This is a genomic window from Pseudomonas fluorescens (assembly GCF_018614775.1).
Classification (GTDB): domain Bacteria; phylum Pseudomonadota; class Gammaproteobacteria; order Pseudomonadales; family Pseudomonadaceae; genus Aquipseudomonas; species Aquipseudomonas fluorescens_BY.
This window is the reverse complement of record NZ_JAGGOF010000080.1, coordinates 17,200-30,778: the sequence shown is the minus strand read 5'-3', so window position 1 is coordinate 30,778 and position 13,579 is coordinate 17,200. Positions and strand designations below refer to the sequence as shown.

The window sequence follows — 13,579 nt, the reverse complement described above, 5'->3', positions numbered from 1 at the left end:
AAGCCTTGCTCCCACAGAAGCCCTCTCCCACACATGATTGTGGTGTTTGATAAATGTGTTTGATCCGTGCGCCTGTTCTGGGGTTTGATTGGGCCTTTCCCATGGATGAAAGGATCTTGTCATGAGCTACCGTACGCTAGGCCATTCCGGGTTGCATGTCTCGACATTGACCCTGGGCACCATGATGTTCGGCGAGCAGACCAGCACCGAGGACTCGCTGCGGATCATCGACAAAGCCTGGGACCAGGGCATCAACTTCATCGACACGGCGGACGTCTACACCAACGGCCGCTCCGAAGAAATCGTCGGCGAAGCGATCGCCCGTCACCGCCATGAATGGGTGCTGGCGACCAAGGTCGGTTTCGGCCCGCCAGACGGCGTGCCCAACCGCAGCGGCCTGAGCCGCAAGCATCTGTTCAACGGCATCGAAGCCAGCCTGACCCGCCTGGGCACCGACTACCTGGACATCTATTACCTGCACCGCGAAGACCACAGCACTCCGCTGCACGTCACCGTGTCGGCCATCGGCGACCTGATCCGTCAAGGCAAGATCCGCTACTGGGGCCTGTCGAACTACCGTGGCTGGCGCATCGCCGAGGTGATTCGGATCGCCGACAGCCTGGGCATCGACCGGCCTGTCATCAGCCAGCCGCTGTACAACATCGTCAACCGCCAGGCGGAAACCGAGCAGATCACCGCCGCGCAACACTACGGCCTCGGTGTGGTGCCCTTCAGCCCCCTCGCCCGAGGCGTGCTCAGCGGCAAGTACGCTCCGGACGTCGCGCCGGACGCCAACAGCCGCGCCGGTCGCCAGGACAAACGCATCCTGGAAACCGAATGGCGGGTCGAATCCCTGCGCATCGCCCAGCAGATCCAGCAGTACACCCAGGGCCGGGGCGTGGGCATCGTGGAGTTCGCCATCGCCTGGGTACTGAACAACCAGGCGGTCACCTCGGCCATCGTCGGGCCTCGCACGGAGGAACAGTGGGACGCCTACGCCAAAGCCCAGGCCGTGAAGATCACGGCGGACGATGAAGCCTTTATCGATTCGCTGGTGACGCCGGGGCATGCCTCGACGCCTGGGTTCAATGATGTGGGCCATTTCGTGCCGGGGCGGGTACCTGTGGGAACAGGGCTTGCCCGCGATGAACGATAACGCGGTTCGCCCGTTAAACCGCAGCGTAGCCATCGCGGGCAGCCTTGCTCCCACAAACTTGCTCCCCTGATAAACTTGCCAGCCAACAGTTTGGGTTGATTGATCGCCCTCAAGAGAACCACAGTGTCCAAAGGCATCGTTCTATCGGTCTCGGCTTCCGTGCTGTTCGCCGTCATGTACTACTACACGTCGCTGCTCAAGCCGCTGACCGGCGTTGAGATTTTTGGCTGGCGGATGCTGCTGACAATGCCCTGCATGACGGTGTTCATGCTGGTGTCACGGGATTGGAACCTGGTCACTGCACTGCTTCGGCGCCTGGTCGCCACCCCACGGCTGCTGATCGGCGCGATAGCGTCTTCGGCGCTGATGGGCGCGCAAGTGTGGCTGTTCATGTGGGCGCCGCTCAACGGCTACAGCCTGGACGTGTCGCTGGGGTATTTTCTGTTACCGCTGTCGATGGTCCTGACCGGGCGCATCATCTATGGCGAACGCCTGTCATACCTGCAAAAAGTCGCCGTGTTCTTCGCCACCCTTGGCGTGTGCAACGAGTTCTATCAGGTGGGTGGGTTTTCCTGGGCGACCTTGCTGGTGGTCATCGGCTATCCGATCTACTTCATCCTGCGCAAACGCATCAAGACTGAAAACCTCGGTGGGCTCTGGCTGGACATGACGCTGATGCTGCCTGTGGCCCTCTGGTTCGTCCAAAGCGGCGAGCAAGGCTTCAACGTGTTCGATCAGCACCCATGGCTGTCGCTGCTGATCCCGGTGCTGGGGGTGATCAGCGCTTCGGCGCTGGTGTCCTACATCATCGCCAGCCGACTGTTGCCGTTCGGCCTGTTCGGGTTGTTGAGCTATGTCGAGCCGGTGCTGCTGCTCGCCGTTGCGCTGCTGTTGGGCGAAAGCATCAAGGCCGGTGAGTGGCTGACGTACATCCCGATCTGGACGGCCGTGGCGGTACTGGTGTTCGAAGGGTTCAAGCACCTGATGCGGCAGCGGCGCAGGGGCTGAGTGCGTACAGCCCCAATAAATGTGGGAGCGGGCTTGCTCGCGAAGGCGGTGCATCAGACACCATCGATGTTTTCTGACACACCGCCTTCGCGAGCAAGCCCGCTCCCACAGAACCATGTGGCTTGCGGATTACTCCGTCGCCAACACCCCACGCCGCACCTGGTCACGCTCGATGGATTCGAACAGCGCCTTGAAGTTACCTTCGCCGAAGCCGTCATCGCCTTTGCGCTGGATAAATTCGAAGAACACCGGTCCCATCAGGGTTTCCGAGAAAATTTGCAGCAGCAGGCGCTTGTCGCCCTGTTCGGAAGCACCGTCCAGCAGGATGCCTCGCGATTGCAGCGCCTCGACCGGTTCGCCATGGTTCGGCAGGCGGCCTTCAAGCATTTCGTAGTAGGTGTCCGGCGGCGCAGTCATGAAGCGCATGCCGATGCCTTTGAGCTGGTCCCAGGTCTTGATCAGGTCATCGGTCAGAAACGCCACATGCTGGATGCCTTCGCCGTTGAACTGCATCAGGAACTCTTCGATCTGCCCGGCGCCCTTGGACGACTCTTCGTTCAGCGGGATACGGATCATGCCGTCCGGCGCGGTCATGGCCTTGGAGGTCAGACCGGTGTATTCGCCCTTGATGTCGAAGTAACGGATCTCGCGGAAGTTGAACAGTTTTTCGTAGAAGCCGGCCCAGTAGGCCATGCGCCCGCGATAGACGTTGTGGGTCAGGTGATCGATGATCTTCAGGCCTGCCCCCACCGGATTGCGATCGACGCCTTCGAGGAACACGAAGTCGATGTCGTAGATCGAGCTGCCTTCGCCGAAACGGTCGATCAGGTACAGCGGCGCACCGCCGATGCCCTTGATCGCCGGCAAGTTCAATTCCATTGGGCCGGTTTCGATGTGGATCGGCTGGGCGCCGAGTTCCAGGGCACGCTTGTAGGCCTGTTGCGAATCCTTGACCCGGAACGCCATGCCGCACACCGACGGGCCGTGCTCGGCCGCGAAGTACGACGCCACACTGTGGGGTTCGTTGTTGAGGATCAGGTTGATCGCGCCCTGGCGATACAGGTGCACGTCCTTCGAGCGGTGGGTGGCCACCTTGGTGAAGCCCATGATCTCGAAGATCGGCTCCAGGGTGTTCGGGGTCGGGGACGCGAATTCGATGAATTCAAAGCCCATCAGGCCCATCGGGTTTTCATATAGATCTGCCATGTCGGCGCCTCATCAGTCTAATCAATTAACCAAAAACGTTAGTTGCCAGTCATGCTGAGGGCACGCGGTGGCGCGCAGGAAATGCCGCGAACGCTGCGGGCGAGGAAGTCGCCGTAGATCAGTTGAAACCCAAGTATCTTCATTGTCGACCCAAGGCTCTTGCGGGCGAGGCTTCTGCTGCCAGAAGACGTTATTCTTATATGCGTAAATCGATTCTACACAGCGTAACCAGGTTTGTCCGCCTTGCGTATCAAATCGTCTTTCTCCGCGTCCGCGCAAGGGGTCTGTTGCACAGGAAAATGCCCACCAGGATCAGTCCGCCACCCAGGCGCATCAAGGCCGTGAACCGTTCGTCCAGAAGCAATGCGCCCAGCAATACCGCCGTCAACGGATTGAGCGCGATGAACACGCCGGACCGGGTCGCGCCGATCCGGCGGATACCGTCGTACCAGGCGATGTAGGCCAGGGCCGACCCCAACACGCCGAGGTAAAGCAGGCTCAGCCACTGCTTCAAGTCCAGCCCGCGTAACGCTTCCAGACGTACCTCACCGCCGACGGCGCAGGCCAGCCACAGCATCAACGTGCCCAGCAGAATCGACCAAGTGACGGTTTGCAGCGGGCCAAGTTGTTCATTCAGGCCCTTGGAAAACAGCGAATAGATGCCCCAGCCCAGCACGCAACCAAAAATCAGCACATCGCCGATCCAGCTTCGCGCCGAATCCTGCAACAGGGCCGGATCACGGCTGACAATCACCAGCCCCGCCCCGCCGATGCACAGCCCGATGCCGACAACTTTCAGCGCGGACAACCGCTCCTTGAACAGCCACCAGGACGCCAACCCGATCACCGCCGGGTTCAGGGCCACGATCAACGAGGCCCGCGATGCATTGATGTACTGCAAGCCATAGAAGAAGCACAGGTTGTAGAAAAAGATGCCGAAGAAGCCCAGCCCGGCGAGTAGCAGCCCTTGCTTCAGGGTGGGCCTGACCAGAGGGATCCGGGCCAGAGCGAGAAACAGCAACAGCGCGATGCTGGCGAGCAGAAAACGCAGGCTCGCCGCCAGCAGCGGAGCCAGGGCGCCGGACAGAATCCTGCCGGCCACAAAAGTGCCGCCCCAGATCATGGTGACCATGGTGAGCTTCAGGTAGACCGGCAGGTCGGAGGGGGTCGGAACAGCGTGTTCGAGGGTTTTCATCGGCCAGCCTATGTGATCAGTCGCGAATCCGTGTACGGTTGAGATCCCGCATTGTTCGCCTCATGCCTGATCATCGTAAAATGAGCATTCCCTCATGACCCTCACCCAACTGGAAATTTTCTCCCTCGTCGCCGAGCTCAGCGGTTTTACTGCAGCAGCCACGCGCCTGGGCATCAGCCAGTCGGCGGTGTCCCACGCCATCAAGTCCCTGGAGCAGGAATTGGGCGTGGAACTGCTCAGGCGTCATCAGTCCCAGGTGGAACTCAGCGACATTGGCCTGCAATTATTGTCGCGGGCCCGGGCCATGCTCGGGCTGGCCAATACCTTGCGCCAGGAAGCCGCCGATGCCCGGGGCATGCGCACCGGCACGTTGCGCATCGGTTCATTCGGGCCCACTTCATCGATGAAGTTGCTGCCCGCTATCCTGCAGCGCTACCGCACTTTGCACCCCGGGATCGAAGTGCACATCGATGAAGGACCGGACAGGCAGGTGATCCAATGGCTGGATGAGCGGCGGATCGACGTCGGCTTCGTGGTGCTCCCCGAGGACCGTTTCGATACGTTTGCGCTGATGGAGGACCAGATGGTCGCGCTGTTGCCCACCCACCATCCTCTTGCTGCCCAGGCCAGCCTGAGCCTGAAGGACCTTTGCGACGACCCCTTCGTGCTCACCGAGGCGGGATCGTCCGAGCTGGTTGCACGCCTGTTCAATGCCGCCCGACTCGTGCCGAACGTACGCTACCGCTGTTCACAATTGCTCAGCACCCTGGATGTCATCCGGCGTGGCGAGGCGGTGAGCGTGGTGTCCGAAGGCTCGCTGCCGGACCACAAGAACCCTGGCTTCGTCACACGGCCACTGACGCCACGAGTTCCGCGCCAGGTTGGCCTTGCGGTACTGGACAGCCGCCAGGCTTCTCCGGCCACCCTGGCGTTTATAGAACTGGCAAAGCAGTCATCAGCGGGCCCACGAGGTTAACTTTGCAACATCAACTACTTGCCCGACCGATTAGCGTACAAGTCTTCTTGAGGTCGCGAGCGTAAAGGCTAACTCTTCAAGCGCCGAGACATTGACGTCAGCGCTTCGCGCATACAACCCTGCGCTGTTGTTACATGGCGAAAAAGTTAGGATTTACACTTTCTGGATTAACTACTACAATTTTTTTACCTGTGCTGGATAGCAGGAGAGCCATTGATCACCGAGTCGCTGCAAGGCGCTTGGCTTATGGCTTTGTTTGCGGTTGATACAGCCAAATATTCTGATTGGAGTAACGATTTTGTCCAGACTCGCTGAATTTCGTGCAGCCGAAAAGGCCCTTCAGGAACAGCTCAAGCAGCTGGAGTCGCTGAAGAATGACGCCGGGCTCAAGAAAGAAATCGAATTCGAAGAAAAGCTCCTGGGCCTGATGAAGAGCTACGGCAAGGGCCTGCGGGACATCGTCGCTATCCTCGAGCCCACTCCGTCCAAGACCAGTCTCCAATCGACCAAGCCCACCAAGACCCGCCGTGCACGCGTGGTAAAGGTCTACCAGAACCCGCACACGGGTGAACTGATCGAGACCAAAGGCGGCAACCACCGCGGCCTGAAGGCCTGGAAAGAACAGTACGGCGCAGCCACTGTTGATTCCTGGTTACGTGGTTGATTAGCAACCTTCCTGCAAAAAAGCCCTGAATCCATCAGGGCTTTTTTATGGGTCAAAGTTATTTGATTAATCCAGCTGTTGCGCGGGAAACCTTATAGTTTCAGGCTGTTTCGTACCGACTGTACTTCTTCCTGGCTTTCAACAAATACCTGCGCCTGCCCCGCGTAGGACAGCACGTAAGCCTTGCCCCCATTAAGTGCCACGACGAGAGTCTGCGACAGTACGTGCCGCCCGTTTTGCGTGATCGTGCAAGTGGTTTCCAATGCTGTTATCCCACCTAAAGTGGACGCATGGATTTTATTGCAGACACTTTGGTAACCGCCCTGGAAAAAATCCTTCTGAATGGATTTGCGCATTTCCAGCAACACACCTTGCAAGTTGACCTGATGATCCGACTCGACGGTGGTGGTGGTCAGCTCCATGACCATCAGCGCATTGCCCGCCGGATCGTTTTTGCTCGCCCGTTGACGCAGAGGCCCTGTCGTCGCGGGTACAGCGCTGGGCAGCGGTTCGACGACCCAGCCCTGGGGCCACGCCACCTGCGGTTCGTCCGCCTGGACGCCAGCAATCGTAACGGTGGCAAACAACAGGACAAACAGCGAGAGGAACGGTCGAATCATTGCAGTGGCACCCAAGGACGAATCGTAAAGTCTGAAGCCCGCCGCAGCCCCAGGCAATAGCCACGCGTGGTTTGGCGATGCCGCGTCCCTTGCGTATCATGGACGCACCTGCAAGGAAGCCGTTTTACGCAAGCCCAGCAACCGTCGCAGCATGGCTGCGACGCCGTTTGCCCCACTTATTTTCCGGAGGGCCCATGAGCCTGCACGAACTCGATACATTCCCTGGCGTCACCGCACAACCTGATGCCGCCACGGCCAGATTTGTCTTCAACCACACGATGTTGCGAGTCAAGGACATCACCAAGTCCCTGGACTTCTACACCCGCGTGCTGGGTTTCTCGCTGGTAGAGAAACGCGACTTCCCGGAAGCCGAATTCAGCCTGTACTTCCTGGCCCTGGTAGACAAGCAGCAGATCCCGGAGGACGCCGCAGCGCGTACCGAATGGATGAAATCGATCCCCGGCATCCTCGAACTGACCCACAACCATGGCACTGAAAGCGACCCGGCGTTTGCCTACCACAATGGCAATACCGACCCACGCGGGTTCGGTCACATCTGCATCTCGGTACCGGACGTCGTCGCAGCCTGCGAGCGCTTCGAAGCATTGGGCTGCGATTTCCAGAAACGCCTGAGCGACGGCCGCATGAAAAGCCTCGCGTTCATCAAGGACCCGGATGGCTATTGGGTAGAAATCATCCAGCCTGCGCCACTCTAAAGCTCACCTTGGCCTCCTTGTGGGAGCGAGCCTGCTCGCGATGAGGCCCCATTGCCTGATCCGGCGCCATCGCGAGCAGGCTCGCTCCCACAGGGTTCGGTGGTGGGTATGAAAAACCAATAAAAAACCCCATGAGCCATTGGCTCACGGGGTTTTGTTTTTTCCGCTATCGACTATTCAAGCCGGAGCTGAAGTACGGATCAGGTGGTCGAAAGCGCTCAAGGAGGCCTTGGCGCCCTCGCCCACGGCGATCACGATCTGCTTGTACGGCACGGTGGTCACGTCACCGGCAGCGAACACGCCTGGGATCGACGTTTCACCCCGGGCGTCGACGATGATCTCACCGCGCGGCGACAGCTCGATCGTGCCTTTGAGCCAGTCAGTGTTAGGCAACAGGCCGATCTGCACAAAGATCCCCTCCAGCGCCACGTCCCTCACGTCACCGCTTGGACGGTCCTTGTAGCGCAAGCCGTTGACCTTCTGGCCATCACCCGTCACTTCGGTCGTCTGGGCATTGGTGATCACGGTCACGTTCGGCAGGCTGTGCAGTTTGCGCTGCAACACCGCGTCGGCGCGCAATTGCACATCGAATTCCAACAAGGTCACATGGGCGACGATACCGGCCAGGTCGATGGCCGCTTCAACACCGGAGTTACCGCCGCCGATCACCGCCACGCGCTTGCCCTTGAACAGCGGACCGTCACAGTGCGGGCAGTACGCCACGCCTTTGTTGCGGTATTGCTGCTCACCCGGCACGTTCATTTCGCGCCAGCGGGCGCCGGTCGCGAGGATCACGGTCCTGGCCTTGAGGCTTGCCCCGCTGGCGAACCAGACTTCGTGCAGCGCACCGTCCTTGCCTGGCACCAGCGCATCGGCACGTTGCAGGTTCATGATGTCCACGTCGTATTGCTTGACGTGCTCTTCCAGGGCAACGGCCAGTTTCGGCCCTTCGGTTTCCTGGACCGAGATGAAGTTCTCGATCGCCATGGTGTCGAGCACCTGGCCGCCGAAACGCTCGGCCGCCACGCCGGTGCGGATGCCTTTACGGGCGGCGTAGATCGCCGCCGAAGCACCGGCCGGGCCACCGCCGACCACCAGCACATCAAACGCATCCTTGGCGCTGATTTTCTCAGCCTGGCGCTCGATGCCGCTGGTGTCGATCCTGGCGAGGATTTCTTCGAGGCCCATGCGGCCCTGGCCGAAGTTCACGCCATTGAGGTACACGCTTGGCACGGCCATGATCTGGCGCTCATCGACCTCGGCCTGGAACAGCGCGCCGTCGATGGCAACGTGGCGGATATTCGGGTTCAGCACCGCCATCAGGTTAAGCGCCTGGACCACGTCCGGGCAGTTCTGGCACGACAGCGAAAAGTAAGTCTCGAAGCTGAATTCGCCTTTAAGCGAACGGATCTGTTCGATGACGTCGGCACTGGCCTTCGATGGGTGGCCGCCGACTTGCAGCAAGGCCAGCACCAGCGAAGTGAATTCGTGACCCATGGGAATGCCGGCAAAACGCAGGCTGATATCGGCTCCCGGGCGATTCAACGAGAACGATGGCTTGCGCGCATCGGTGCCGTTGTCGAGCAAGGTGATCTTGTCGGAAAGACTGGCAACGTCCTGGAGTAACGCGAGCATTTCCTGGGATTTCGCACCGTCGTCGAGGGAGGCGACGATCTCGATCGGCTGGGTGACCCGTTCCAGGTATGACTTCAACTGAGCTTTAAGATTGGCGTCCAACATACGGGCGATTTCCATTTTTTGAATTCAGAAAAAAAACGCCCGAGCGAATCTCGCCCGGGCGTTTTTGAGGGCGAAGCGGCTTACTTGATCAAGAGCTGATCGCCCTCGGATGACGCATGGACTCAGATCTTGCCAACCAGGTCCAGGGACGGAGCCAGGGTGGCCTCGCCTTCTTTCCATTTGGCTGGGCAGACTTCGCCCGGGTGAGCGGCAACGTACTGAGCGGCCTTCACCTTGCGCAGCAGCTCGGAAGCGTCACGGCCTACACCGCCGTCGTTGATTTCAACGATCTTGATCTGGCCTTCTGGGTTGATCACGAAAGTACCGCGGTCAGCCAAGCCGACCTCTTCGATCAACACATCGAAGTTGCGGGAGATAACGTGGGTCGGATCGCCGATCATGGTGTACTGGATCTTGCCGATAGCTGGCGAAGTGTTGTGCCAGGCGGCGTGGGCGAAGTGAGTGTCAGTGGAGACGCTGTAGACCTCGACACCCAGCTTCTGGAATTCGGCGTAGTTGTCGGCCAGGTCTTCCAGTTCGGTTGGGCACACGAAGGTGAAGTCTGCTGGGTAGAAGAACACGACAGACCACTTGCCTTTCAGGTCGGCGTCCGAGACGTCGACGAATGCGCCGTTTTTGAAGGCGGTCGCTTTGAACGGTTTGACTTGGCTGTTGATGATAGGCATCGATGTTTCTCCGTCAGGGTTGAAAAGTTGATGGAGGAATCTTACCCACTCATCCGCAGCCTGGCTCATTGGCAAAGCTCATGCGAATGATTGGTTTTGGCTATCAGGAATCTGTATAGATAGAAAAAATCTGTGCAGGCGCGAATGAGTGAAACAGGCTGCGATCCTTTCAGGCGAAACGATCGCAGCTCTGCCAGCGCCTGCAGATCAGGCGGAGGGGGTACGCATAGTGACGAACTCTTCGGCGGCGGTCGGGTGCACGCCGATGGTTTCATCGAAATCACGCTTGGTGGCGCCGGCCTTGAGCGCAATGGCCAGGCCCTGGATGATCTCCCCGGCATCCGGCCCGACCATGTGACAACCCAGCACCTTGTCGGTCTGGGCATCTACAACGAGCTTCATCAGGGTGCGTTCCTGGCAGTCGGTCAGGGTCAGTTTCATCGGCCGGAAACGGCTTTCGAAAATCTGCACCACGTGCCCTTCTTCCCGCGCCTGTTCTTCGGTCAGGCCCACCGTACCGATGTTCGGCAAGCTGAACACGGCAGTGGGGATCATCCGGTAATCCACCAGGCGATACTGCTCAGGCTTGAACAGGCGCCGCGCCACGGCCATGCCCTCGGCCAGGGCCACCGGCGTGAGCTGTACGCGACCGATCACGTCCCCGATCGCCAGGATCGACGGTTCAGCGGTCTCGTACTTTTCGTTGACCTGGACGAAACCCTTCTCATCCAGCGTGACGCCGGTGTTTTCCAGCCCGAGGTTGTCCAGCATCGGACGCCGACCGGTGGCGTAGAACACGCAGTCGGTGAGCAAGGTACGACCGTCCTTGAGGGTGACCTTGAGGCTGCCGTCGTCCAGTTTGTCGATGCGCTCGATGTCGGCGTTGAATTGCAGGTCCAGGCCGCGGCGGGTCAGTTCTTCGGCCAGATGCTTGCGCACCGCACCGTCAAAGCCACGCAAGAACAGGTCGCCGCGATAGAGCAAGGATGCCTGTGCGCCCATGCCGTGGAAAATCCCGGCGAACTCCACCGCAATGTAGCCCCCACCCACGACGATGACACGCTTGGGCAGTTCCTCGAGGAAGAACGCCTCGTTGGAGCTGATGGCGTGTTCGCGCCCCGGAATCTCCGGGACGACCGGCCAGCCACCGGTGGCGATCATGATGTGCTCGGCGGTGTAGCGCTGACCGTTGATTTCGACCTCATGGGGCCCGGTCAGCCTGGCGTGCCCCTCGTGCAGCACCACGCCGCTGTTGACCAGCAGGTTGCGGTAGATGCCGTTGAGGCGATTGATTTCCCGATCCTTGTTGGCAATCAAAGTGGCCCAGTCAAAACTCGCCGCGCCGGCCGTCCAGCCATAAGCCGGGGCCTGTTCGAAGTCCTCGGCGAAATGCGCGCCGTAGACCAGCAGTTTCTTCGGCACGCAGCCGACGTTCACGCAGGTACCGCCCAGGTAGCGGCTTTCCGCCACGGCCACTTTCGCTCCGAACCCGGCGGCGAACCGCGCAGCGCGCACACCACCGGAACCGGCGCCAATCACATACAAGTCAAAATCGTAGGCCATTTCTATCTCCTTCAGCAGGCCATCAGCATACCTGCTGTTACCCGCCAGCGTAGCGTCGGAATGGAATGGTTATGGGGGCGGAAAATGGAAATACCAGTCGGACTGGAGAATGGAGATCAGTCAAACCCAAAACCTGTGGGAGCGAGCCTGCTCGCGATTGCGAAGGCACATTCAGCATCACCGTTTCAGACAGTCCGCCATCGCGAGCAGGCTCGCTCCCACAGTGGTGATCTGTTGGCGTCCATCGGCGGTGCCGCGTTTCGCTAAATCTTTTCCCAAAGGGCCTGTGTGTGTGGCCAGTTTCAGCAAAAAAAACGCCCCGAACCAGTCGGGGCGTTTTTTTCAAGGCGCGACGCAGGCTATCAGTAAGCCTTGCCGGTCTTGTAGAAGTTCTCGAAGCAGAAGTTGGTCGCGTCGATGTAGCCTTCGGCGCCACCGCAGTCGAAACGCTTGCCCTTGAACTTGTAGGCCATGACGCAGCCATTCTGGGCCTGCTTCATCAGGGCATCGGTGATCTGGATTTCGCCGCCCTTGCCTGGCTCGGTCTGTTCGATCAGGTCGAAGATGTCCGGGGTCAGGATGTAGCGACCGATGATCGCCAGGTTCGACGGGGCGTCTTCAGGTTTTGGTTTTTCGACCATGCTGTGGACGCGGTAGATGTCGTCGCGGATCATTTCGCCGGCGATGACGCCGTACTTGTTGGTTTCCTGCGGATCGACTTCCTGGATCGCCACGATCGAGCAGCGGAACTGCTTGTACAGCTTGACCATCTGGGTCAGTACGCCGTCGCCTTCGAGGTTGACGCACAGGTCGTCCGCCAGAACCACGGCGAACGGTTCGTCACCGATCAGCGGGCGGCCGGTCAGGATCGCGTGGCCCAGGCCTTTCATTTCGGTCTGGCGGGTGTAGGAGAACGAGCACTCGTCCAGCAGCTTGCGGATGCCGACCAGGTATTTTTCCTTGTCGGTGCCCTTGATCTGGTTTTCCAGCTCGTAGCTGATGTCGAAATGGTCTTCCAGTGCGCGCTTGCCACGGCCAGTCACGATGGAGATTTCCGTCAGGCCCGCATCGAGGGCTTCTTCGACGCCGTACTGGATCAGTGGCTTGTTCACCACCGGCAGCATTTCTTTGGGCATGGCTTTAGTCGCTGGCAGGAAGCGAGTACCGTAACCGGCTGCTGGGAACAAGCATTTCTTGATCATATAAGTCCTTGGAAAGGCGGTGTGTACGAGTTTCGGCGCAGTCTAATCAGGCGGCGGGCACCTTACAATGCCCGCGCCGGCCAACCGGTGCCATCATAGAGAAATAAAAAACGGCGGATAGTTCAATCGCCTGTCGTTTCGATGGCTGCGGCGCCCCACTGTACGCTCATGAGCGCTGTTTGCGAGCATTTGGCGTATCATGGCGGCCTTGATCACGCCAATGAGGCAACTAGATGTCGGCACCCAGAAACGCAAACGGTTATTCGGTCAGCCAGGACAAGGACGGCCAGTGGTGGATTATCAACTACCACGGCGAGCAGGTCGCCGGCCCCCTGCCTACCAAGGCGATGGCGGTGGAAGTGGCTGCTGTGTTCCAGGACGAACGCGCTGCCCCGGCGACGAAAGAACGCGAGACAGCCCCGGCGCGCAGCCCCCGTCGCAAGAAGTAAACAGGCCGGCCTCAAGTAAATGCCACTCGGGCATTGAACGAGGCTGGTTTAGCTGTACCGAAATGGCCATTCGCTATAACCTCTCGGTTGCCCCTTCTTTCTCGATGACGATCCCATGAAAACACTTCTGGCGCTGTTTACAGTCCTGGCCCTGGCGGGCTGTGCCTCGGCGGAAAAAACCTACCTGAAAAACGGCGAGCAAGGCCTTTCCATCGACTGTTCGGGCGAAGCCAACTCCTGGGCCACCTGCTATGAAAAAGCCGATGCCTCCTGCGCCGGCACCGGTTACCGCATCGTCGGCACCGATGGCACGCCGCAGGCCAAGGAAAGCGAAAAGACCCTGGGGGTCGACGTCGGCAACTACACCAGCCGCAGTGTCGTGGTGGTGTGTAAATAGA

General features: G+C 59.6%; 14 protein-coding genes. 7 read left to right on the top strand and 7 right to left on the bottom strand.

Annotated features, from left to right (window positions below):
- The first annotated feature begins 121 nt into the window (after positions 1–121).
- Both J7E36_RS19595 and rarD read left to right on the top strand, forming a co-directional pair.
- Positions 122–1,156: an aldo/keto reductase gene (locus J7E36_RS19595; RefSeq protein ID WP_215006537.1), complete on the top strand. Its 1,035-nt coding sequence runs from the start codon at positions 122–124 to the stop codon at positions 1,154–1,156.
- Between the two features lie 123 nt (positions 1,157–1,279).
- A complete protein-coding gene (gene rarD, locus J7E36_RS19590) occupies positions 1,280–2,164 on the top strand; it encodes an EamA family transporter RarD (protein ID WP_215006534.1) in 885 nt (294 codons plus the stop codon).
- 129 nt (positions 2,165–2,293) lie between these two features.
- Here rarD and hppD read toward each other — a convergent pair whose 3' ends face one another.
- Positions 2,294–3,370, bottom strand: a complete 1,077-nt coding sequence (hppD, locus tag J7E36_RS19585) for a 4-hydroxyphenylpyruvate dioxygenase (RefSeq protein ID WP_215006530.1) — start codon at positions 3,368–3,370, stop codon at positions 2,294–2,296.
- Between the two features lie 250 nt (positions 3,371–3,620).
- Entirely contained in the window at positions 3,621–4,565 is a 945-nt protein-coding gene (locus J7E36_RS19580) for a DMT family transporter (RefSeq protein WP_215006527.1), read from the bottom strand.
- A gap of 94 nt (positions 4,566–4,659) precedes the next feature.
- Here J7E36_RS19580 and J7E36_RS19575 point away from each other — a divergent pair, with 94 nt between their 5' ends.
- Together J7E36_RS19575 and J7E36_RS19570 are read left to right on the top strand one after the other, a co-directional pair.
- Positions 4,660–5,541 carry a LysR family transcriptional regulator gene (locus J7E36_RS19575; RefSeq protein ID WP_215006523.1) on the top strand — a complete coding sequence of 294 codons (882 nt, stop codon included), beginning with the start codon at positions 4,660–4,662 and terminating at the stop codon, positions 5,539–5,541.
- A 298-nt stretch (positions 5,542–5,839) separates the two neighbouring features.
- A complete protein-coding gene (locus J7E36_RS19570; protein WP_215006519.1) occupies positions 5,840–6,205 on the top strand; it encodes a histone-like nucleoid-structuring protein, MvaT/MvaU family in 366 nt (121 codons plus the stop codon).
- A gap of 92 nt (positions 6,206–6,297) precedes the next feature.
- On the opposite strand, the gene J7E36_RS19565 is transcribed toward J7E36_RS19570, so the two are convergent.
- Positions 6,298–6,825 carry a DUF4946 domain-containing protein gene (locus tag J7E36_RS19565; protein WP_215006516.1) on the bottom strand — a complete coding sequence of 176 codons (528 nt, stop codon included), beginning with the start codon at positions 6,823–6,825 and terminating at the stop codon, positions 6,298–6,300.
- A gap of 194 nt (positions 6,826–7,019) precedes the next feature.
- Here J7E36_RS19565 and gloA point away from each other — a divergent pair, with 194 nt between their 5' ends.
- A complete protein-coding gene (gene gloA, locus J7E36_RS19560; protein WP_215006513.1) occupies positions 7,020–7,541 on the top strand; it encodes a lactoylglutathione lyase in 522 nt (173 codons plus the stop codon).
- A 177-nt stretch (positions 7,542–7,718) separates the two neighbouring features.
- Here gloA and ahpF read toward each other — a convergent pair whose 3' ends face one another.
- The 4 genes from ahpF to galU form a co-directional block, all read right to left on the bottom strand.
- The gene (gene ahpF / locus J7E36_RS19555; RefSeq protein ID WP_215006510.1) at positions 7,719–9,281 is read right to left on the bottom strand and encodes an alkyl hydroperoxide reductase subunit F; all 1,563 of its coding nucleotides are present in this window, start codon (positions 9,279–9,281) and stop codon (positions 7,719–7,721) included.
- Positions 9,282–9,403: 122 nt separating this feature from the next.
- Positions 9,404–9,967, bottom strand: coding sequence for an alkyl hydroperoxide reductase subunit C (gene ahpC, locus J7E36_RS19550; protein ID WP_215006508.1), 564 nt, complete (start codon positions 9,965–9,967; stop codon positions 9,404–9,406).
- 207 nt (positions 9,968–10,174) lie between these two features.
- Complete coding sequence (gene gorA / locus J7E36_RS19545; protein WP_215006505.1) at positions 10,175–11,530, bottom strand: glutathione-disulfide reductase; 1,356 nt, start codon at positions 11,528–11,530, stop codon at positions 10,175–10,177.
- 362 nt (positions 11,531–11,892) lie between these two features.
- Positions 11,893–12,732 carry a UTP--glucose-1-phosphate uridylyltransferase GalU gene (galU, locus tag J7E36_RS19540; RefSeq protein ID WP_003182953.1) on the bottom strand — a complete coding sequence of 280 codons (840 nt, stop codon included), beginning with the start codon at positions 12,730–12,732 and terminating at the stop codon, positions 11,893–11,895.
- 233 nt (positions 12,733–12,965) lie between these two features.
- Between galU and J7E36_RS19535 the strand changes: the two genes are divergently transcribed.
- Both J7E36_RS19535 and J7E36_RS19530 read left to right on the top strand, forming a co-directional pair.
- Positions 12,966–13,181: a hypothetical protein gene (locus J7E36_RS19535; protein WP_215006502.1), complete on the top strand. Its 216-nt coding sequence runs from the start codon at positions 12,966–12,968 to the stop codon at positions 13,179–13,181.
- Between the two features lie 115 nt (positions 13,182–13,296).
- Positions 13,297–13,578 carry a hypothetical protein gene (locus tag J7E36_RS19530; RefSeq protein ID WP_215006499.1) on the top strand — a complete coding sequence of 94 codons (282 nt, stop codon included), beginning with the start codon at positions 13,297–13,299 and terminating at the stop codon, positions 13,576–13,578.
- The last annotated feature ends 1 nt before the right edge of the window (position 13,579 follow it).

Excerpts from the sequence above, each read along its gene's own strand:
- J7E36_RS19595 (WP_215006537.1), top strand. The coding sequence starts at position 122 with ATGAGCTACCGTACGCTAGGCCATTCCGGGTTGCATGTCTCGACATTG.
- hppD (WP_215006530.1), bottom strand. The coding sequence starts at position 3,370 with ATGGCAGATCTATATGAAAACCCGATGGGCCTGATGGGCTTTGAATTC.
- J7E36_RS19580 (WP_215006527.1), bottom strand. The coding sequence starts at position 4,565 with ATGAAAACCCTCGAACACGCTGTTCCGACCCCCTCCGACCTGCCGGTC.
- J7E36_RS19575 (WP_215006523.1), top strand. The coding sequence starts at position 4,660 with ATGACCCTCACCCAACTGGAAATTTTCTCCCTCGTCGCCGAGCTCAGC.
- J7E36_RS19565 (WP_215006516.1), bottom strand. The coding sequence starts at position 6,825 with ATGATTCGACCGTTCCTCTCGCTGTTTGTCCTGTTGTTTGCCACCGTT.
- gloA (WP_215006513.1), top strand. The coding sequence starts at position 7,020 with ATGAGCCTGCACGAACTCGATACATTCCCTGGCGTCACCGCACAACCT.
- ahpF (WP_215006510.1), bottom strand. The coding sequence starts at position 9,281 with ATGTTGGACGCCAATCTTAAAGCTCAGTTGAAGTCATACCTGGAACGG.
- ahpC (WP_215006508.1), bottom strand. The coding sequence starts at position 9,967 with ATGCCTATCATCAACAGCCAAGTCAAACCGTTCAAAGCGACCGCCTTC.
- gorA (WP_215006505.1), bottom strand. The coding sequence starts at position 11,530 with ATGGCCTACGATTTTGACTTGTATGTGATTGGCGCCGGTTCCGGTGGT.
- galU (WP_003182953.1), bottom strand. The coding sequence starts at position 12,732 with ATGATCAAGAAATGCTTGTTCCCAGCAGCCGGTTACGGTACTCGCTTC.
- J7E36_RS19535 (WP_215006502.1), top strand. The coding sequence starts at position 12,966 with ATGTCGGCACCCAGAAACGCAAACGGTTATTCGGTCAGCCAGGACAAG.
- J7E36_RS19530 (WP_215006499.1), top strand. The coding sequence starts at position 13,297 with ATGAAAACACTTCTGGCGCTGTTTACAGTCCTGGCCCTGGCGGGCTGT.